30 protein-coding genes are annotated in these 16,623 nt (G+C 67.1%); all 30 read left to right on the top strand.

What is annotated here, in order from left to right:
* Positions 1-608 (top strand): EF-Tu C-terminal domain-related protein (locus CCR87_RS07335; protein WP_242511904.1); only part of this gene is annotated, 608 nt, incomplete at its 5' end.
* A gap of 47 nt (positions 609-655) precedes the next feature.
* Entirely contained in the window at positions 656-964 is a 309-nt protein-coding gene (gene rpsJ / locus CCR87_RS07330) for a 30S ribosomal protein S10 (RefSeq protein WP_201156902.1), read from the top strand.
* Between the two features lie 13 nt (positions 965-977).
* Positions 978-1,811 (top strand): 50S ribosomal protein L3, encoded by an 834-nt coding sequence (rplC, locus tag CCR87_RS07325; RefSeq protein WP_201156901.1) that lies wholly within the window; start codon positions 978-980, stop codon positions 1,809-1,811.
* Positions 1,801-2,442: a 50S ribosomal protein L4 gene (gene rplD / locus CCR87_RS07320; RefSeq protein WP_201156900.1), complete on the top strand. Its 642-nt coding sequence runs from the start codon at positions 1,801-1,803 to the stop codon at positions 2,440-2,442. Before rplC ends, rplD begins: the two co-directional genes overlap by 11 nt.
* A gap of 1 nt (position 2,443) precedes the next feature.
* Positions 2,444-2,740 (top strand): 50S ribosomal protein L23, encoded by a 297-nt coding sequence (locus tag CCR87_RS07315; protein WP_201156899.1) that lies wholly within the window; start codon positions 2,444-2,446, stop codon positions 2,738-2,740.
* A gap of 94 nt (positions 2,741-2,834) precedes the next feature.
* On the top strand, positions 2,835-3,674 hold the full coding sequence (gene rplB / locus CCR87_RS07310) for a 50S ribosomal protein L2 (RefSeq protein ID WP_201156898.1): 840 nt from the start codon (positions 2,835-2,837) through the stop codon (positions 3,672-3,674).
* 3 nt (positions 3,675-3,677) lie between these two features.
* The gene (gene rpsS, locus CCR87_RS07305; RefSeq protein ID WP_201156897.1) at positions 3,678-3,956 is read left to right on the top strand and encodes a 30S ribosomal protein S19; all 279 of its coding nucleotides are present in this window, start codon (positions 3,678-3,680) and stop codon (positions 3,954-3,956) included.
* A 3-nt stretch (positions 3,957-3,959) separates the two neighbouring features.
* On the top strand, positions 3,960-4,340 hold the full coding sequence (gene rplV / locus CCR87_RS07300) for a 50S ribosomal protein L22 (RefSeq protein WP_201156896.1): 381 nt from the start codon (positions 3,960-3,962) through the stop codon (positions 4,338-4,340).
* Positions 4,340-5,038 (top strand): 30S ribosomal protein S3, encoded by a 699-nt coding sequence (rpsC, locus tag CCR87_RS07295; RefSeq protein WP_201156895.1) that lies wholly within the window; start codon positions 4,340-4,342, stop codon positions 5,036-5,038. The genes rplV and rpsC overlap by 1 nt, the downstream gene beginning before the upstream one ends.
* A 23-nt stretch (positions 5,039-5,061) precedes the next feature.
* Positions 5,062-5,475: a 50S ribosomal protein L16 gene (rplP, locus tag CCR87_RS07290; protein WP_201156894.1), complete on the top strand. Its 414-nt coding sequence runs from the start codon at positions 5,062-5,064 to the stop codon at positions 5,473-5,475.
* Positions 5,476-5,693: 218 nt separating this feature from the next.
* Positions 5,694-5,900 (top strand): 50S ribosomal protein L29, encoded by a 207-nt coding sequence (gene rpmC, locus CCR87_RS07285; RefSeq protein WP_201156893.1) that lies wholly within the window; start codon positions 5,694-5,696, stop codon positions 5,898-5,900.
* Between the two features lie 10 nt (positions 5,901-5,910).
* The gene (gene rpsQ, locus CCR87_RS07280; protein ID WP_201156892.1) at positions 5,911-6,141 is read left to right on the top strand and encodes a 30S ribosomal protein S17; all 231 of its coding nucleotides are present in this window, start codon (positions 5,911-5,913) and stop codon (positions 6,139-6,141) included.
* Positions 6,142-6,204: 63 nt separating this feature from the next.
* Positions 6,205-6,573 (top strand): 50S ribosomal protein L14, encoded by a 369-nt coding sequence (gene rplN, locus CCR87_RS07275; RefSeq protein WP_133343005.1) that lies wholly within the window; start codon positions 6,205-6,207, stop codon positions 6,571-6,573.
* Positions 6,573-6,878 (top strand): 50S ribosomal protein L24, encoded by a 306-nt coding sequence (rplX, locus tag CCR87_RS07270; RefSeq protein WP_201156891.1) that lies wholly within the window; start codon positions 6,573-6,575, stop codon positions 6,876-6,878. Before rplN ends, rplX begins: the two co-directional genes overlap by 1 nt.
* Entirely contained in the window at positions 6,878-7,438 is a 561-nt protein-coding gene (rplE, locus tag CCR87_RS07265) for a 50S ribosomal protein L5 (protein ID WP_201156890.1), read from the top strand. The genes rplX and rplE overlap by 1 nt, the downstream gene beginning before the upstream one ends.
* Before the next feature lie 20 nt (positions 7,439-7,458).
* The gene (gene rpsN / locus CCR87_RS07260; protein ID WP_201156889.1) at positions 7,459-7,764 is read left to right on the top strand and encodes a 30S ribosomal protein S14; all 306 of its coding nucleotides are present in this window, start codon (positions 7,459-7,461) and stop codon (positions 7,762-7,764) included.
* A gap of 10 nt (positions 7,765-7,774) precedes the next feature.
* The gene (rpsH, locus tag CCR87_RS07255; protein WP_201156888.1) at positions 7,775-8,173 is read left to right on the top strand and encodes a 30S ribosomal protein S8; all 399 of its coding nucleotides are present in this window, start codon (positions 7,775-7,777) and stop codon (positions 8,171-8,173) included.
* A gap of 10 nt (positions 8,174-8,183) precedes the next feature.
* A complete protein-coding gene (gene rplF / locus CCR87_RS07250; protein ID WP_201156887.1) occupies positions 8,184-8,717 on the top strand; it encodes a 50S ribosomal protein L6 in 534 nt (177 codons plus the stop codon).
* Positions 8,718-8,729: 12 nt separating this feature from the next.
* Entirely contained in the window at positions 8,730-9,089 is a 360-nt protein-coding gene (gene rplR, locus CCR87_RS07245; protein WP_201156886.1) for a 50S ribosomal protein L18, read from the top strand.
* A 10-nt stretch (positions 9,090-9,099) separates the two neighbouring features.
* Positions 9,100-9,666 (top strand): 30S ribosomal protein S5, encoded by a 567-nt coding sequence (gene rpsE, locus CCR87_RS07240; protein WP_201156885.1) that lies wholly within the window; start codon positions 9,100-9,102, stop codon positions 9,664-9,666.
* 10 nt (positions 9,667-9,676) lie between these two features.
* The gene (gene rpmD / locus CCR87_RS07235; protein WP_201156884.1) at positions 9,677-9,865 is read left to right on the top strand and encodes a 50S ribosomal protein L30; all 189 of its coding nucleotides are present in this window, start codon (positions 9,677-9,679) and stop codon (positions 9,863-9,865) included.
* Between the two features lie 70 nt (positions 9,866-9,935).
* On the top strand, positions 9,936-10,412 hold the full coding sequence (rplO, locus tag CCR87_RS07230) for a 50S ribosomal protein L15 (RefSeq protein ID WP_201156883.1): 477 nt from the start codon (positions 9,936-9,938) through the stop codon (positions 10,410-10,412).
* A 131-nt stretch (positions 10,413-10,543) separates the two neighbouring features.
* Complete coding sequence (secY, locus tag CCR87_RS07225) at positions 10,544-11,908, top strand: preprotein translocase subunit SecY (RefSeq protein WP_201156882.1); 1,365 nt, start codon at positions 10,544-10,546, stop codon at positions 11,906-11,908.
* 187 nt (positions 11,909-12,095) lie between these two features.
* The gene (rpsM, locus tag CCR87_RS07220) at positions 12,096-12,464 is read left to right on the top strand and encodes a 30S ribosomal protein S13 (RefSeq protein ID WP_201156881.1); all 369 of its coding nucleotides are present in this window, start codon (positions 12,096-12,098) and stop codon (positions 12,462-12,464) included.
* A gap of 12 nt (positions 12,465-12,476) precedes the next feature.
* Positions 12,477-12,866, top strand: coding sequence for a 30S ribosomal protein S11 (rpsK, locus tag CCR87_RS07215; RefSeq protein ID WP_201156880.1), 390 nt, complete (start codon positions 12,477-12,479; stop codon positions 12,864-12,866).
* A gap of 115 nt (positions 12,867-12,981) precedes the next feature.
* Positions 12,982-13,998 carry a DNA-directed RNA polymerase subunit alpha gene (locus tag CCR87_RS07210; protein ID WP_201156879.1) on the top strand — a complete coding sequence of 339 codons (1,017 nt, stop codon included), beginning with the start codon at positions 12,982-12,984 and terminating at the stop codon, positions 13,996-13,998.
* Positions 13,999-14,106: 108 nt separating this feature from the next.
* Positions 14,107-14,535, top strand: coding sequence for a 50S ribosomal protein L17 (gene rplQ / locus CCR87_RS07205; RefSeq protein ID WP_201156878.1), 429 nt, complete (start codon positions 14,107-14,109; stop codon positions 14,533-14,535).
* 121 nt (positions 14,536-14,656) lie between these two features.
* A complete protein-coding gene (locus CCR87_RS07200; RefSeq protein WP_201156877.1) occupies positions 14,657-15,991 on the top strand; it encodes a replication-associated recombination protein A in 1,335 nt (444 codons plus the stop codon).
* A 27-nt stretch (positions 15,992-16,018) separates the two neighbouring features.
* Complete coding sequence (gene crcB / locus CCR87_RS07195; protein ID WP_201156876.1) at positions 16,019-16,396, top strand: fluoride efflux transporter CrcB; 378 nt, start codon at positions 16,019-16,021, stop codon at positions 16,394-16,396.
* Positions 16,397-16,415: 19 nt separating this feature from the next.
* Positions 16,416-16,623 (top strand): S4 domain-containing protein (locus tag CCR87_RS07190; protein WP_274609758.1); only part of this gene is annotated, 208 nt, incomplete at its 3' end.

Genomic DNA, 16,623 nt, shown 5'->3' with positions numbered 1-16,623 from the left:
TGGAGGCCGTGGACAGCTACATCCCGACCCCCGACCGCCCCGTGGACCAGCCGTTCCTGATGCCGATCGAGGACGTGTTCTCGATCTCGGGCCGTGGCACGGTGGTGACCGGCCGGGTGGAGCGCGGCGTGATCAACGTCGGTGACGAGGTCGAGATCGTCGGCATCCGCGACACCAAGAAGACGGTGTGCACGGGCGTGGAGATGTTCCGCAAGCTGCTCGACCGCGGTGAGGCGGGCGACAACATCGGCGCGCTGCTGCGCGGCGTCGGCCGCGAGGACGTGGAGCGCGGCCAGGTGCTGTGCAAGCCGAAGTCGGTGACCCCGCACACCAAGTTCGAGGCCGAAGCCTACATCCTGACGAAGGAAGAGGGTGGGCGCCACACGCCGTTCTTCGCGAATTACCGTCCGCAGTTCTACTTCCGCACGACGGACGTGACCGGCACGGTGGAGCTGCCCGAGGGCACCGAGATGGTGATGCCGGGCGACAACCTGAAGTTCGTCGTGGAGCTGATCGCGCCGATCGCCATGGAGGAGAAGCTGCGCTTCGCCATCCGTGAAGGCGGCCGCACGGTGGGCGCCGGCGTCGTGTCGAAAATCCTCGCCTGAGCCGGCATGGGGGGTCGTGTGCCCCCCGATTCCAGGGAAGAAGAACCATGCAAGGTCAGAACATCCGAATCCGGCTCAAGGCCTTCGATTACCGCGTGCTGGATGCCAGCACGCAGGAAATCGTGAATACGGCCAAGCGCACGGGTGCCCAGGTGCGTGGACCGATCCCGCTGCCGAACCGCATCGAGCGGTTCACGGTCCTGCGCGGTCCGCACATCGACAAGAAGAGCCGCGACCAGTGGGAGATTCGTACCCACAAGCGGCTCCTGGACATCGTCGACCCCACGCCGCAGACGGTGGACGCGCTGATGAAGCTCGACCTCGCCGCCGGCGTGGACGTCGAGATCAAGGTTTGAGGGGGCATTCGGGATGCGCTCTGGAGTGATCGCAAAGAAGCTGGGCATGACCCGGCTGTTCATGGACGACGGTCGGCAGGTGCCGGTCACGGTCCTTCAACTCGATGCCTGCCAGGTGGTGGCGCAGCGGACGCTCGACCGTGACGGCTATTCGGCCGTGCAGCTGGGCGCCGGTGCCGCGAAGGCCAAGCGGACGACCGCGCCGATGCGCGGCCACTTCGCCAAGGCCAGCGTGGAGCCCAAGCGCAAGCTCGCGGAATTCCGCGTCAGCCCCGACAACCTGATCGGGGTGGGCGAGGAAATCACGGCCGACCACTATTTCGAGGGTCAGTTCGTCGACGTGGCGGGCACCTCGATCGGCAAGGGCTTTGCCGGTGCGATGAAGCGGCACAACTTCGGTGGTCTGCGGGCCAGCCACGGTGTGTCGATCAGCCACCGTGCGCACGGCTCCACCGGCCAGTGCCAGGACCCCGGCAAGGTGTTCAAGGGCAAGAAAATGGCCGGCCACATGGGCGCTGCGCGGGTGACCACGCAGAACCTGCAGGTGGTGCGCACCGACAGCGAGCGCGGCCTGATCATGGTCAAGGGCGCCGTTCCGGGCTCGCGCGGGGGTTGGGTGACGATCAAGGACGCGGTCAAGAAGGCCACGCCCGAGAACGTGATCCTTCCGGCCGCGCTGCGCTCGGCTGCCGACGCGGCCAAGAAGGCCGCGGAGGAAGCTGCCGCGGCGGCCGCCGCCGAGGAGGAAGCCGCACGTCAGGCTGCGCTGGAGGCCGAGCAGGCCGCCATCGAGCAGGCCGAGCAGGATGCCGCCAACCCGGACGAGGGAGGCAAGAATGAAGGCTGAAGTCATCACGCTCGACGCCGGCAAGGCCGGTGAGATCGAGCTCGACGATGCGATCTTCGGTCTGGACCCGCGTGCGGACATCCTGCACCGCGTGGTGCGCTGGCAGCGGGCGAAAGCCCAGGCCGGCACCCACAAGGTGAAGACCCGCTCCGAGACCAGCTACTCGACCAAGAAGATCTATCGCCAGAAGGGCACCGGCGGCGCCCGCCACGGGGATCGCAACGCGCCGATCTTCCGCAAGGGCGGTGTCTACAAGGGCCCGACGCCGCGCAGCCATGCGCACGACCTGCCGAAAAAGGTCCGTGCGCTGGGTCTGCGGCATGCGCTGTCGGCCAAGGCCGGGGCGGGCAAGCTCGTGGTGCTCGACACCGCGGCGATGGCCGAGGGCAAGACCGCCGTGCTGGCCAAGGCCGCGCGCGAGCTTGGCTGGCGCAAGGTGCTCGTGATCGACGGAGCCGCCGTGGACGAGAACTTCGCCCGCGCCGCGCGCAACCTGGATGGTGTGGATGTGCTGCCCTCGATCGGGGCCAACGTCTATGACATCCTGCGCCGCGACACGCTGGTGATCACCAAGGCCGGGATCGAGGCGCTCGAGGCGCGCCTCAAGGTCCAGCCCAAGGGGAGTGCCTGAGATGGCCGCGAAACCGCAGCACTATGACGTGATCCGCAAGCCGATCATCACCGAGAAGGCCACCATGGTCTCCGAGGCGGGCGCGGTGGTGTTCGAGGTGTCGATGGATGCCTCCAAGCCGCAGATCAAGGAAGCGGTCGAGGGTGTGTTCGGCGTGAAGGTGAAGGCGGTCAACACCACCATCACCAAGGGCAAGGTCAAGCGCTTCCGCGGCATCCGCGGCGTGCGCAAGGACGTCAAGAAGGCCTATGTCACGCTTGAGGATGGGAATACCATCGACGTGACCACCGGCCTCTGATACGACACCGCGACTCGGCGGCCCCCGCAGCGGGGCCGCTGGTTTTTTTGACGAAGATGGACCTTGTGTCCGAAGCTAACGGAAGACAGGAAGCATGGCACTCAAGTCGTATAAGCCGACGACGCCGGGCCAGCGCGGGCTGGTGCTGATCGACCGTTCGGAGCTTTGGAAAGGTCGCCCGGTCAAGGCCCTCACCGAGGGTCTGACGAAGTCGGGCGGCCGGAACAACACCGGACGGATCACGATGCGTCGCATGGGCGGGGGGGCAAAGCGCCTCTACCGCATCATCGATTTCAAGCGCCGCCGCTGGGATGAGCCCGCTCTGGTGGAGCGGATCGAGTACGATCCCAACCGCTCGGCCTTCATCGCGCTGGTGCGCTACGAGGATGGCGAGGCAACGTATATCCTGGCGCCGCAGCGCCTCGGCGTGGGCGACAAGGTCGTCGCGGGCGCCAAGGTGGACGTGAAGCCGGGCAACGCGATGCCGTTCTCGGGGCTGCCGATCGGGACCATCGTCCACAACGTGGAGATGAAGCCGGGCAAGGGCGGGCAGATCGCACGTTCGGCCGGGACCTATGCGCAGTTCATCGGCCGCGATGGCGGCTACGCCCAGATCCGGCTGTCGTCGGGTGAGGTGCGTCTGGTCCGCCAGGAATGCATGGCGACGGTTGGCGCGGTGTCGAACCCCGACAACTCGAACCAGAACCTCGGCAAGGCCGGGCGCAACCGGAACCTGGGCAAGCGTCCCAGCGTGCGCGGTGTGGCGATGAACCCCATCGACCACCCCCATGGCGGCGGCGAAGGCCGCACCTCGGGCGGCCGGACTCCGGTCACGCCCTGGGGCAAGGACACCAAGGGCAGCCGTACGCGCCGCAACAAGACGACCGACAAGCTGATCGTGCGGTCGCGTCACGCGAAGAAGAAGGGGCGCTAATCCATGGCACGTTCCGTCTGGAAGGGTCCGTTCGTCGACGCCTACGTCCTGAAGAAGGCCGAGAAGGTGCGCGAGTCGGGCCGCAACGAGGTCATCAAGATCTGGTCGCGCCGGTCCACGATCCTGCCGCAGTTCGTCGGCCTCACCTTTGGGGTCTACAACGGCAAGAAGCATGTTCCGGTGAACGTCTCCGAGGACATGATCGGGCAGAAGTTCGGGGAATATTCGCCGACGCGGACCTATTATGGTCACGCCGCCGACAAGAAAGCCAAGAGGAAGTAAGCCATGGGCAAGGAAAAGAACCCGCGCCGCGTGGCCGAGACCGAGGCGATGGCCAAGACGCGGATGCTGCGCACCAGCCCGCAGAAACTGAACCTCGTCGCCGCCCTCATCCGTGGCAAGAAGGTGGAGCGGGCGCTGACCGACCTCACCTTCTCCAAGAAGCGGATCGCCGGCGACGTCAAGAAATGCCTGCAGTCCGCCATCGCCAACGCCGAGAACAATCACGGCCTGGATGTGGATGAGCTGGTGGTCGCCGAGGCCTGGGTCGGCAAGAACATGGTCCTCAAGCGCGGACGTCCGCGGGCCCGGGGCCGGTTCGGCAAGATCCAGAAGCCGTTTTCGGAACTGACCATCAAGGTCCGGCAGGTCGAGGAGCAAGTCTGATGGGTCAGAAGGTCAATCCGATCGGCATGCGGCTTCAGGTCAACCGCACCTGGGACAGCCGCTGGTTTGCCGACAGCAAGGACTTCGGGGATCTGTTGCTTGAGGATATCGCGATCCGCGAGTTCATCCGCAAGGAATGCAAGCAGGCGGGCATCAGCCGCGTGATCATCGAGCGCCCGCACCGCAAGTGCCGGGTCACGGTGCACACCGCGCGCCCCGGGGTGATCATCGGCAAGAAGGGCGCGGACATCGAGACGCTGCGCCGCAAGCTTGCCAACATCACCGACAGCGAGCTGCACCTCAACATCGTCGAGGTGCGCAAGCCGGAACTGGACGCGCAGCTGGTGGCGGAATCCATCGCCCAGCAGCTGGAGCGCCGGGTCAGCTTCCGCCGCGCCATGAAGCGGTCGGTGCAGAACTCCATGCGGATGGGGGCGCTTGGGATCCGGGTCAACGTCGCGGGCCGTCTGGGCGGCGCCGAGATCGCGCGGACCGAGTGGTACCGCGAGGGGCGCGTGCCGCTGCACACGCTGCGGGCCGACGTGGACTACGCGCTGTCCGAGGCGAAGACGCCTTATGGGATCATCGGCGTGAAGGTCTGGATCTTCAAGGGTGAGATCCTGGAGCACGACCCCCAGGCGCGCGAGCGTCGGGCGTCGGAGTTGCAGGAAGGTGGCGGCCGGCCGCCGCGCCGCTGAGTCGGCGTTGAGGGAGAAGCAAGATGCTGCAACCGAAACGGACCAAGTTCCGCAAACAGCACAAGGGCCGCATCAAGGGTGAGGCCAAGGGCGGGTTCGACCTGAACTTCGGCTCGTTCGGTCTGAAGGCCACCGAGCCGGAGCGGATCACCGCCCGCCAGATCGAGGCCGCCCGCCGTGCCATGACGCGCCACATGAAGCGTCAGGGCCGGGTGTGGATCCGCGTGTTCCCCGATGTGCCCGTGTCGTCCAAGCCCACCGAGGTGCGGATGGGCAAGGGCAAGGGCTCGGTCGATTTCTGGGCGTGCAAGGTCAAGCCTGGCCGTGTGATGTTCGAGATCGACGGGGTCAACGACGCCATTGCCCGCGAGGCGCTGCGCCTTGCGGCGATGAAGCTGCCGATCAAGACCCGCGTGGTCGTGCGCGAAGACTGGTAAGGTCGCGCGCGCACCGTGCGACAGGCCCCGCCGCACGCGGCGGGGCCTTTGCGTTCGGGGGTTCCGGAGGTTTTGCTTGCCCATCGGGTGCAAGGCCCCTATACGGACCCATCTGCGGCGCCGGGGCGACTCGGCGTTGCGAGGTAATCTTTCATCCACCGGATGACAGGGTGACCCCGCCTCGGGGGCCCGCCGGTGATGTCGAGGGGACGACGGCGATGGACGCCAACGAATTGCGGAACAAGACGCCGGACGAGCTGCGCGATCAGCTTGTCCAGCTCAAGAAGGAAGCGTTCAACCTGCGCTTCCGCAAGGCCACGAACCAGCTCGAGAACACCTCCCGCATGCGGACGGTGCGCCGCGACGTGGCGCGCGTGATGACGGTGTTGAACGACAAGGCCCGCACTGCGGCCACCGAGAGCTGAGGACGAGAACATGCCCAAGCGCATCCTGCAAGGCAAGGTGACGAGCGACAAGAACGACCAGACCGTGACGGTTCTGGTGGAGCGGCGCTTCATCCACCCGCTGCTCAAGAAGACCGTGCGGAAGTCCAAGAAGTACCGGGCGCACGACCCGCTGAACCAGTTCAAGACCGGCGACCGCGTCCGCATCCAGGAATGCGCCCCGGTGTCGAAAACCAAACGCTGGGAGGTTGTCGTTCAGTAGAGCGACGGCCCTCCGGTTTGATCGAAACCCTGGGACACGGTCCCAAAGGTCGGGAGAAACCCCATGATCCAGATGCAGACCAATCTGGATGTCGCTGACAACTCCGGCGCTCGCCGGGTTCAGTGCATCAAGGTCCTGGGCGGGTCGAAGCGGCGATACGCTTCCGTGGGCGACATCATCGTGGTGTCGGTCAAGGAAGCCATCCCGCGCGGCCGCGTCAAGAAGGGCGACGTGCGCAAGGCCGTCGTCGTGCGCACCGCCAAGGAAGTGCGGCGCGAGGATGGCACGGCCATCCGTTTTGACCGCAACGCGGCGGTGATCCTCAACAACTCCGGCGAGCCGATCGGCACCCGTATCTTCGGGCCGGTGGTGCGCGAGTTGCGCGCCAAGAACTTCATGAAGATCATCAGCCTGGCGCCGGAGGTGCTGTGATGGCCGCCAAACTGAAAAAAGGCGACAAGGTCGTCGTGCTCACCGGCAAGGACAAGGGCAAGCAGGGTGAGATCGCCCGTGTGATGCCTGCGGACAACAAGGCCGTGGTGGAGGGGATCAACATCGCGATCCGCCACACCAAGCAGACCGCGCAGGGCCAGGGCGGGCGCATTCCGACGCCGATGCCGATCGACCTGTCGAACCTCGCCCTCGTCGATACCGCCGGAAAAGCCACCCGCGTGGGCTTCCGCGTCGAGGACGGCAAGAAGGTTCGCTTTGCCAAGACGACGGGGGAGACGATCTGATGCTTGACACCGCCACCTACACCCCGCGCCTGCGCACCCTTTACCGCGAGACGATCCGTCCCGCGATGCGCGAGGAGTTCGCCTACCGCAACGTCATGATGATCCCGCGGCTCGACAAGATCGTGCTGAACATGGGGATCGGCGAGGCGGTCAAGGACTCCAAGAAGATCAAGTCGGCCGAGGCCGACCTGACCGCCATCGCCGGCCAGAAGGCGGTGATCACCCGCGCCAAGAAGTCCATCGCGGGCTTCCGTGTCCGCGAGGGGATGCCGCTGGGCGTCAAGGTGACGCTGCGCGGCGACCGCATGTACGAGTTCATGGACCGCCTGGTCACCGTGGCCCTGCCGCGCGTGCGCGACTTCCGCGGCGTCAAGGCGACCTCCTTCGATGGCTATGGCAACTACGCCATGGGCCTGAAGGAGCACATCGTGTTCCCCGAGATCGACTACGACAAGATCGACGAGGTCTGGGGCATGGACATCATCATCTGCACCACCGCGGCCACGGACGACGAGGCCCGGGCGTTGTTGAAGCATTTCAACATGCCGTTTGCGGCCTGAGCGCGGGAGGGAGAGAACACATGGCCAAGAAATCCATGGTCGAGCGCGAGAAGAAGCGCCAGCGCATGGTGGCGAAGTTCGCCGCCAAGCGCGCCGCGCTGAAGGACGTCGCCAAGGACGAGAACCGCTCGATGGAAGAGCGTTTCAAGGCGCACCTGAAGCTCGCGGAGCTGCCGCGCAATTCGGCGCCCTCGCGGCTGCACAACCGCTGCCAGGTCAGCGGTCGGCCGAAGGCGTATTATCGCAAGCTGAAGATCAGCCGTATCGCGCTGCGGGATCTTGCCTCCAACGGGCAGATCCCCGGCATGGTCAAGTCGAGCTGGTGAGGAGAACGGGATGTCTGTGAGCGATCCTCTCGGCGACATGCTGACCCGCATCCGCAATGCGCAGATGCGAGGCAAGTCGACCGTCAAGACGCCGGCCTCCAAGCTTCGGGCATGGGTGCTCGATGTGCTGGCCGACGAAGGCTATATCCGTGGGTACGAGGCGGGGACCGACGAGCGCGGTCACCCGGAGCTGGTGATCAGCCTGAAGTACCACGAAGGCCGCCCGGTGATCCGCGAGTTGTCGCGGGTGTCCACGCCGGGTCGGCGCGTCTATGCCGGTGTGCGCGAGATTCCGAACGTGCGCAACGGGCTGGGCGTGAATGTGGTGTCGACCCCCAAGGGGGTGATGTCGGATGCAGCGGCGCGCGCGGCCAACGTTGGCGGCGAAGTGCTCTGCCGGGTATTCTGAGGGGGGCGACATGTCGCGTATCGGAAAGAGACCGGTGGAGCTGCCGAAGGGCGTAACCGCCGAGATCAAGGGCCAGACGGTTCAGGTGAAGGGGCCCAAGGGGACCCGCAGCTTCACCGCGACCGACGATGTGGACATCACGATGGACGGCAACGCCATCGTGGTGCGTCCGCGCAGCCTCAACAAGGTGGCACGCCAGCAGTGGGGCATGAGCCGCACCATGGTTGCCAACCTGGTGACCGGGGTCACCGACGGGTTCAAGCGCGAGCTGGAACTGGTCGGCGTCGGCTACCGGGCGACGATGCAGGGCAAGGCGCTGCAACTGGCGCTCGGCTACAGCCATCCGGTGGTCTACGAGGCGCCCGAGGGGGTCACCCTGAGCGTCAACAAGAACACCGAGGTCACCGTGGAAGGTATCGACCAGCAGGTGGTGGGCGAAGTCGCGGCAGAGATCCGCAACTGGCGCCGCCCCGAGCCCTACAAGGGCAAGGGCATCCGCTACAAGGGCGAGTATATCTTCCGCAAGGAAGGCAAGAAGAAGTAAGGGGCGCTCAAGATGGCGAACACGAAGCGAGAGCTGTTCATCAAGCGCCGCCAGCGCGTGCGCAGCAAGCTCAGGAAGATGGCGAACGGGCGGCCTCGGCTGTCGGTGCACCGCTCGAACCGCAACATCAGCGTGCAGCTGATCGACGACGTCCAGGGGTGCACCCTGGCCGCCGCGTCGTCCCTGGAGAAGGATCTGGGGATCGTGGGCGTGAACAACGTCGAAGCCGCCGCCAAGATCGGTACGGCGATCGCCGAGCGCGCCAAGGCCGCCGGCATCGAGGAGTGCTATTTCGATCGGGGTGGCTTTCTCTTTCACGGCAAGGTCAAGGCGCTGGCGGATGCCGCCCGGGCCGGCGGCCTGAAGTTCTGAGGAGACGGGTATGGCGAGAGACGACAACCGCAGGGATCGCCGCGACCGCGACGAGACCCCCGAGTTCGCCGACCGTCTGGTGGCGATCAACCGCGTCAGCAAGACGGTGAAGGGCGGCAAGCGCTTCGGGTTTGCTGCTCTCGTGGTGGTCGGTGACCAGAAGGGCCGCGTCGGCTTCGGCAAGGGCAAGGCCAAGGAGGTTCCGGAGGCGATCCGCAAGGCCACCGAGCAGGCCAAGCGCGGCCTCGTGCGCGTGCCGCTGCGCGAGGGCCGGACCCTGCATCACGACATCGAGGGGCGCCACGGCGCCGGTCGGGTCGTGATGCGCTCGGCGGTGCCGGGGACGGGGATCATCGCGGGCGGCCCGATGCGGGCCGTGTTCGAGATGCTGGGTCTTCAGGACGTCGTGGCCAAGAGCCTCGGCAGCCAGAACCCCTACAACATGATCCGCGCCACGATGGACGGGTTGAAGCTGGAGTCGAGCCCCCGGATGGTCGCGTCGCGGCGCGGCAAGAAGGTGGCCGACATCCTGAAGAAGTCCGAGCCCGACGCGGCCACCGAAACCGCCGGGGCGTAAGGAGGCTCAGATGTCCAAGACCATCGTGGTCAAGCAGGTGGGTTCGCCCATCCGCCGCCCGGCCATTCAGCGCGCGACGCTGAAGGGCCTGGGCCTGAACAAGATGCACCGTGTGCGTGAACTCGAGGACACCCCCGCCGTGCGCGGCATGGTGAACAAGATCCCGCACCTGGTGCAGATCATCGAAGAGCGCGGCTGACACCGCGCATCACGCTGCGTTGGTCGGGGGCGTCGCTTCCCCCGGCCCATCCGGCAAGGAGACAAGCGACATGAAGCTGAACGAACTGCGCGACAACCCCGGCGCCACCAAGAAGCGGATGCGCGTCGGCCGCGGCCCCGGCTCGGGCAAGGGCAAGATGGGCGGACGCGGCATCAAGGGCCAGAAGTCCCGCTCGGGCGTGTCGATCAACGCCTTCGAGGGCGGCCAGATGCCGCTGTACCAGCGGCTTCCCAAGCGCGGCTTCACCAAGCCGAACCGCAAGGAATTCGCGGTCGTGAACCTGTGCCTGATCGAGAAGTTCATCGCCGCGGGCAAGATCGACGCGTCCCAGCCGATCACCGAGGACGCGCTGGTCGCCTCGGGTCTGGTGCGGCGCAAGCGTGACGGTGTGCGCGTGCTGGCCAAGGGTGCGTTCACGACCAGGGTGGCGATCACGGTCACCGGGGCGTCGCAGCCCGCCATCGCCGCGGTCCAAGCAGCCGGCGGCTCGCTGACCGTCACCACGGCCGCCCCAGCGGCGGAATGAGCGGGCGGGCGGCCACCCCGCCCGAAAGACGGTTGTGGGCGGCCCTCGGGCCGCTTACATCCTGCCCCTAGGTTTCCCGCGCCGCCGACCGGAGACCGGTTCGGCGGCGCCCGCATTGAGCGAGCAAGCGAATGGCATCAGCAGCGGAGCAGATGGCGGCCAACACGAGCTGGGCCGCCCTGGTGAAGGCAACGGATCTGCGCAGGCGGATCGTCTTTGCCCTCGGGATGCTCATCGTCTACCGGATCGGGACGTACATCCCGGTGCCGGGGATCGACGGCCTTGCCCTGCGTGATTTCATGGACAGCGCGGCCGCCGGCATCGGCGGCATGCTGAACATGTTCACCGGCGGCGCCATTAGCCGCATGGGGATCTTCGCCCTCGGCATCATGCCCTACATCTCGGCCGCGATCATCGTGCAGCTGCTCTCGGCCATGGTGCCGTCGTTGCAGGCGATGAAGAAGGAGGGCGAGCAGGGGCGCAAGAAGCTCAACCAGTACACCCGCTACGGGACGGTGTTCCTGGCGACGTTCCAGGCCTATGGCCTCGCCGTCAGCCTGGAGGCGGGCGATCTGGTGACCGACCCGGGCTGGTTCTTCCGCATCTCGTGCATCATCACGCTGGTGGGCGGCACCATGATGCTGATGTGGATCGGCGAGCAGATCACCGCGCGCGGCATCGGCAACGGCATCTCTCTGATCATCTTTGTCGGCATCATCGCCGAGATCCCCGCCGCGCTGGCGCAGTTCTTCAGCCAGGGCCGGTCGGGCGCGATCAGCCCGGCGGTCATTATCGGGGTGATGGTGCTTGTGGTCGCGGTGATCGCCTTCGTGGTGTTCATGGAACGAGCGCTGCGAAAGATCACCATCCAGTATCCGCGCCGTCAGGTGGGGATGAAGGTGTATGACGGCGGCTCGTCGCACCTGCCGATCAAGGTGAACCCGGCGGGGGTGATTCCGGCGATCTTCGCGTCGTCGCTGCTGCTGCTGCCGGTGACCGTCTCCACCTTCTCGGGGCAGGCGGCGGGGCCGGTGATGTCCACGGTGCTGGCCTATTTCGGTCCCGGGCAGCCGCTCTATCTGCTGTTTTTCACGGCGATGATCGTGTTCTTCGCGTTCTTCTATACCCAGAACGTGTCGTTCAAGACCGAGGACGTGGCCGAGAACCTGAAGAACCAGAACGGCTTCATCCCGGGGATCCGGCCGGGCAAGCGGACCGAGGAGTACCTCGATTACGTCGTCAACCGCATCGTGACGGTCGGGGCGGCGTATCTCGCGGCGGTGTGTCTGCTGCCGGAGGTCCTGCGCGCGCAGTTCGCGATCCCGTTCTATTTCGGCGGGACCTCGGTGCTGATCGTCGTGGTGGTGGTCATGGACACCATCAGCCAGGTGCAGTCGCATCTGCTGGCGCACCAGTACGAAGGCCTGCTGGAGAAGTCCAAGCTGCGGGGCAAGCGGCGCGGTGGCAAGCCGCGCGGGGCGCCCTCGCGTCGCTGACGGTGCGGGGCGTCGTTCGTGCTTGACGCCCCCGCCCTGACGCCCTAGTGAACCGCACTCGCACGGGATTCGACGGGCGCTTGACGGCCGACCTATCTCGATGGGCCCGGAAGCCAGGCGCGCACCGGGCCCTGCGTTGTGAAAAAAGGTTCTGGTATTACGGAACCGCAACGAAAGGACGGAAATCTTGGCACGTATTGCCGGCGTCAACATCCCTACGGGCAAGCGCGTTCCCATCGCGCTGACCTATATCCACGGCATCGGGCGCACCGTTGCCATGCAGATCTGCGAAGCGACGGGCATCGCCCCGAATCGCCGCGTCAACGAGCTGTCGGACGCCGAGGTCCTCGCGATCCGCGAGCACATCGACGCGAACCTGACGGTCGAGGGTGAGCTGCGGCGCACCGCCCAGATGAACATCAAGCGCATGATGGACCTCGGCTCGTACCGCGGCCTGCGCCACCGTCGGGGCCTGCCGGTCCGCGGTCAGCGCACGCACACCAATGCCCGCACCCGCAAGGGCCCGGCCAAAGCCATTGCCGGCAAGAAGAAATAAGGGGGCGGGAACATGGCACGCGACAAGACACGCATCAAGCGCAAGGAGCGCAAGAACATCGCCGCGGGTGTGGCGCATGTGAACAGCTCCTTCAACAACACCAAGATCCTGATCTCGGACGTGCAGGGCAACGCGATCGCCTGGTCGTCGGCCGGCGCCATGGGCTTCAAGGGCTCGCGCAAGTCCACGCCCTATGCCGCGCAGCTTGCGGCCGAGGATGCGGGCAAGAAGGCGCAGGAACACGGCGTCCGCACGCTGGAGGTCGAGGTGCAGGGCCCCGGCTCGGGCCGCGAATCGGCGCTGCGTGCGCTGGCGGCGGTGGGCTTCGACATCACCGCGATTCGCGACGTGACGCCGATTGCGCACAACGGCTGTCGCCCGCCGAAGCGTCGGCGCGTCTGATCCAGCGACGCACGGGACGGGCCGCGCCGTGGCGCGGCCTGCGCCTGTTTCAGAGATCCTCGGGCGTCGGCCGCTTACGGACCATGGGCGGCGGGCAGGTATGGAGGCGACACGCATGATCCACAAGAACTGGCAAGAGCTGATCAAGCCGATGCAGCTCGACGTCAGGGCCGGCAACGACCCTGCGCGGCAAGCCACCGTGACCGCCGAGCCGCTGGAGCGCGGCTTTGGCCTGACGCTGGGCAACGCGCTGCGGCGGGTGCTGATGTCCTCGCTGCAGGGCGCGGCCATCACCAGCGTGCAGATCGACAATGTGCTGCACGAGTTTTCCTCGGTCGCGGGTGTGCGCGAGGACGTCACCGACATCGTGCTGAACCTCAAGGGGATCGCGCTGCGGATGGATGTCGACGGGCCGAAGCGGCTCTCGGTGTCGGCCCGTGGTCCCGGCGTCGTGACGGCGGCGGACATCACCGAGACGAGCGGCATCCACATCCTCAACCGCGAGCATGTGATCTGCCACCTCGACGACGGCGCGCAGCTGTACATGGAACTGACGGTGAACACCGGCAAGGGCTATGTCGCGGCCGACAAGAACCGCCCCGAGGATGCGCCCATCGGGCTGATCCCGATCGACGCGATCTACTCGCCGGTGCGCAAGGTCGCCTACGAGGTCACGCCCACCCGCGAGGGGCAGGTGCTGGACTATGACAAGCTGACGATGAAGCTGGAGACGGATGGCACCGTCACCCCCGAGGACGCCGTGGCCTATGCCGCGCGCATCCTGCAGGACCAGCTGCAGATCTTCGTCAACTTCGACGAGCCGGAGGCCGCGGGCCGCGCTGATTCCGACAGCGGGCTGGAGTTCAACCCGCTCCTGCTCAAGAAGGTCGACGAGCTGGAACTGTCGGTGCGTTCGGCCAACTGCCTCAAGAACGACAACATCGTGTACATCGGCGATCTGATCCAGAAGACCGAGGCTGAGATGCTGCGCACGCCCAACTTCGGGCGCAAGTCGCTCAACGAGATCAAGGAAGTGCTCGCCGGGATGGGCCTGCACCTCGGCATGGACGTCGAGGACTGGCCGCCGGAGAACATCGAGGACCTCGCCAAGCGGTTCGAAGACCAGTTCTGAACTTCCGGGGGCGTGCGCGCCCCCGGCCGGGCCTGATGGCCCCAAGGTGAGCGGACCCACACGAGGGACCGCCGGACAAAGCAAAACACGAAGAGATGGAGAAATCCCATGCGTCACGCCCGCGGATACCGCCGCCTGAACCGCACCCATGAACACCGCAAGGCGCTGTTCGCCAACATGGCCGGATCGCTGATCGAGCATGAGCAGATCAAGACGACCCTGCCCAAGGCCAAGGAACTGCGCCCGATCGTCGAGAAGCTGATCACGCTGGCCAAGCGTGGCGACCTGCATGCCCGCCGCCAGGCCGCGTCCAGGCTGAAGCAGGACGCCTATGTCGCCAAGCTGTTCGAGGTCCTCGGCCCCCGCTATGCCGAGCGTCCGGGCGGCTACCTGCGCATCCTGAAGGCCGGGTTCCGCTATGGCGACATGGCGCCGATGGCCATCATCGAGTTCGTGGACCGCGACCCGGAGGCCAAGGGCGCCGGTGACCGCGCCCGCGTCGAGGCCGAGGATGAGCTGGCCCCCGCAGAGGCCTGAGGCCCGCGCGCAGAACCTCGGGGGTCCGCCGCTGGCGGGCCCCTTTTGCGTGGTGCCCGCCCGTGGTGGACCCTTGGGGCCGCGTGCTAGGCTGCGCCCCTGTGGCGGTGGCGAGGCGGTGATGCCCGATCTTTTCGACAACCTTCCCGACGGCACGCCGGTTGCTGCGCCCCCGGCACAGGACGGCGCGCGCCCTCTGGCCGACCGGATGCGCCCCGCGCGGCTGGAGGATGTCGTGGGCCAGGAGGCGGTGCTGGCGTCCGGCGGCCCGCTGGGGGCAATGCTGGCCTCGGGGCGGCTGTCGTCGCTGATCCTGTGGGGTCCGCCCGGGGTGGGCAAGACCACCATCGCGCGGCTGCTGGCCGGGCAGTCCGGCCACAGCTTCGTGCAGATCAGCGCGATCTTCTCCGGCGTGGCGGAGCTGCGCAAGGTGTTCGACGCCGCGCGCGCGCGACGGACCACGGGGCAGGGGACGCTTCTGTTCGTGGATGAGATCCACCGCTTCAACCGCGCCCAGCAGGACGGCTTCCTGCCGCACATGGAGGACGGCACCATCGTGCTGGTGGGCGCCACGACCGAGAACCCCTCGTTCGAGCTGAACGCGGCGCTCCTCAGCCGCGCGCAGGTGATCGTGCTGGATCGGCTGGGCAGCGACGATCTGGCGCGGCTGGTGGCACGGGCCGAGGCGGCGCTGGAGCGGCCTCTGCCGCTGGCGCCGGACGCGCGCGCGGCGCTGATCGGGATGGCTGACGGCGACGGGCGGGCGCTTCTGAACCTGATCGAGCAGGTGGCGGCGTGGGGCGCGGTCGATCCGGTGGATGGTGCAGGCCTGTCGGCGCGGCTGATGCGGCGGGCGGCGGTCTATGACAAGTCCGGGGACGGGCACTACAATCTGATCTCGGCGCTGCACAAGGCTGTGCGGGGGTCGGACCCGGACGCGTCGCTCTATTGGCTCGCGCGGATGCTGGAGGGCGGCGAGGACCCGCGCTTCCTTGCACGGCGCATCACCCGCATGGCGACCGAGGACATCGGCCTGGCCGATCCGCAGGCGCTGGGACAGTGTCTGGAGGCCTGGCAGGCCTATGAGCGGCTGGGCAGCCCCGAGGGGGAGTTGGCGCTCGCGCAGGCGGTGGTGTATCTGGCGCTGGCGCCCAAGTCGAACGCGGTCTACGGCGCGTGGAAGGCCGCGCGGGCCGAGGCGAAGCGGACCGGCTCGGCCCCGCCGCCGGCGCATATCCTCAACGCGCCGACGGGGCTGATGAAGGCGCAGGGGTATGGTGCGGGGTATCTCTATGACCACGACGCCGAGGACGGGTTTTCGGGGCAGGACTATTTCCCCGAGGGCATGAAGCGCCCGGTGTTCTATGCCCCGGTGGAACGCGGGTTCGAGCGCGAGCTGCGCAAGCGCGTGGAGTGGCTTGTGCGCGCGCGCGCCCGCCGGCAGGGCGGCGGATGACGGGCCGGGCGCACGGGGGATGGGACGATGGGCTGGACACTGGCACAGGTGGCACTGGGCGGCGCGCTGGGATCGATGGCGCGGTTCGGCGTCCAGACGGCGAGCGTGCGGCTGCTGGGGCCCGGGGTCCCGCTGGGGACGCTTGTGGTCAATGTGGTGGGGTGTTTCCTGATTGGCGTGCTGTTCGTCTGGCTGGCCGAGCGTGGGGCCATGCGCGCGGCGCCGTTCCTGGTGGCCGGGCTGCTGGGCGGGTTCACGACGTTCTCGACGTTCTCGCTCGATGCGCTGGCGTTGTGGGAGCGGGGGCACTGGGGATTGGCGGCGGGATATGTGGCGGCCTCGGTGGGGCTGTCGTTGCTGGCGGTCGTGGCGGGGGCGTTCGCGGCACGCGCGGTTTGGGCATGAGCAAAGGTGGAGTGGCGCGATGAGCCGGGTACAGACAGTTGTGGTGGGCCCCGAGGAGGGGGATCAACGGCTCGACCGCTGGCTGCGGCGGCGGTTTCCGCAGCTCGGCCAGGGGCCGATCGAGAAGATGTGCCGCAAGGGCGAGCTGCGCCTCGATGGCGCGCGGGTGAAGGCCTCGGACCGGGTGCAGCCGGGCCAGTCGGTGCGGGTACCGCCCCTGCCCGAGA

Origin of the sequence: Rhodobaculum claviforme (assembly GCF_016653255.1) — a bacterium.
Taxonomy (GTDB): Bacteria; Pseudomonadota; Alphaproteobacteria; order Rhodobacterales; family Rhodobacteraceae; genus Rhodobaculum; species Rhodobaculum claviforme.
Note: the sequence above shows the minus strand (reverse complement) of the source record. Positions and strands in the feature narration are given on the sequence as shown.

What these genes read in the sequence shown, in the direction of transcription:
- rpsC (WP_201156895.1), top strand. Translation starts at nt 4,340, where the DNA reads ATGGGTCAGAAGGTCAATCCGATCGGCATGCGGCTTCAGGTCAACCGC.
- rplN (WP_133343005.1), top strand. Translation starts at nt 6,205, where the DNA reads ATGATCCAGATGCAGACCAATCTGGATGTCGCTGACAACTCCGGCGCT.
- secY (WP_201156882.1), top strand. Translation starts at nt 10,544, where the DNA reads ATGGCATCAGCAGCGGAGCAGATGGCGGCCAACACGAGCTGGGCCGCC.
- rpmC (WP_201156893.1), top strand. Translation starts at nt 5,694, where the DNA reads ATGGACGCCAACGAATTGCGGAACAAGACGCCGGACGAGCTGCGCGAT.
- rpsN (WP_201156889.1), top strand. Translation starts at nt 7,459, where the DNA reads ATGGCCAAGAAATCCATGGTCGAGCGCGAGAAGAAGCGCCAGCGCATG.
- rpmD (WP_201156884.1), top strand. Translation starts at nt 9,677, where the DNA reads ATGTCCAAGACCATCGTGGTCAAGCAGGTGGGTTCGCCCATCCGCCGC.
- rplD (WP_201156900.1), top strand. Translation starts at nt 1,801, where the DNA reads ATGAAGGCTGAAGTCATCACGCTCGACGCCGGCAAGGCCGGTGAGATC.
- CCR87_RS07315 (WP_201156899.1), top strand. Translation starts at nt 2,444, where the DNA reads ATGGCCGCGAAACCGCAGCACTATGACGTGATCCGCAAGCCGATCATC.
- rplE (WP_201156890.1), top strand. Translation starts at nt 6,878, where the DNA reads ATGCTTGACACCGCCACCTACACCCCGCGCCTGCGCACCCTTTACCGC.
- rpsE (WP_201156885.1), top strand. Translation starts at nt 9,100, where the DNA reads ATGGCGAGAGACGACAACCGCAGGGATCGCCGCGACCGCGACGAGACC.
- rpsK (WP_201156880.1), top strand. Translation starts at nt 12,477, where the DNA reads ATGGCACGCGACAAGACACGCATCAAGCGCAAGGAGCGCAAGAACATC.
- rplB (WP_201156898.1), top strand. Translation starts at nt 2,835, where the DNA reads ATGGCACTCAAGTCGTATAAGCCGACGACGCCGGGCCAGCGCGGGCTG.
- rplP (WP_201156894.1), top strand. Translation starts at nt 5,062, where the DNA reads ATGCTGCAACCGAAACGGACCAAGTTCCGCAAACAGCACAAGGGCCGC.
- rpsS (WP_201156897.1), top strand. Translation starts at nt 3,678, where the DNA reads ATGGCACGTTCCGTCTGGAAGGGTCCGTTCGTCGACGCCTACGTCCTG.
- rplV (WP_201156896.1), top strand. Translation starts at nt 3,960, where the DNA reads ATGGGCAAGGAAAAGAACCCGCGCCGCGTGGCCGAGACCGAGGCGATG.
- CCR87_RS07200 (WP_201156877.1), top strand. Translation starts at nt 14,657, where the DNA reads ATGCCCGATCTTTTCGACAACCTTCCCGACGGCACGCCGGTTGCTGCG.
- rpsH (WP_201156888.1), top strand. Translation starts at nt 7,775, where the DNA reads ATGTCTGTGAGCGATCCTCTCGGCGACATGCTGACCCGCATCCGCAAT.
- crcB (WP_201156876.1), top strand. Translation starts at nt 16,019, where the DNA reads ATGGGCTGGACACTGGCACAGGTGGCACTGGGCGGCGCGCTGGGATCG.
- rplX (WP_201156891.1), top strand. Translation starts at nt 6,573, where the DNA reads ATGGCCGCCAAACTGAAAAAAGGCGACAAGGTCGTCGTGCTCACCGGC.
- rplR (WP_201156886.1), top strand. Translation starts at nt 8,730, where the DNA reads ATGGCGAACACGAAGCGAGAGCTGTTCATCAAGCGCCGCCAGCGCGTG.
- rpsQ (WP_201156892.1), top strand. Translation starts at nt 5,911, where the DNA reads ATGCCCAAGCGCATCCTGCAAGGCAAGGTGACGAGCGACAAGAACGAC.
- rplF (WP_201156887.1), top strand. Translation starts at nt 8,184, where the DNA reads ATGTCGCGTATCGGAAAGAGACCGGTGGAGCTGCCGAAGGGCGTAACC.
- rpsJ (WP_201156902.1), top strand. Translation starts at nt 656, where the DNA reads ATGCAAGGTCAGAACATCCGAATCCGGCTCAAGGCCTTCGATTACCGC.
- rplC (WP_201156901.1), top strand. Translation starts at nt 978, where the DNA reads ATGCGCTCTGGAGTGATCGCAAAGAAGCTGGGCATGACCCGGCTGTTC.
- rplO (WP_201156883.1), top strand. Translation starts at nt 9,936, where the DNA reads ATGAAGCTGAACGAACTGCGCGACAACCCCGGCGCCACCAAGAAGCGG.
- rplQ (WP_201156878.1), top strand. Translation starts at nt 14,107, where the DNA reads ATGCGTCACGCCCGCGGATACCGCCGCCTGAACCGCACCCATGAACAC.
- CCR87_RS07210 (WP_201156879.1), top strand. Translation starts at nt 12,982, where the DNA reads ATGATCCACAAGAACTGGCAAGAGCTGATCAAGCCGATGCAGCTCGAC.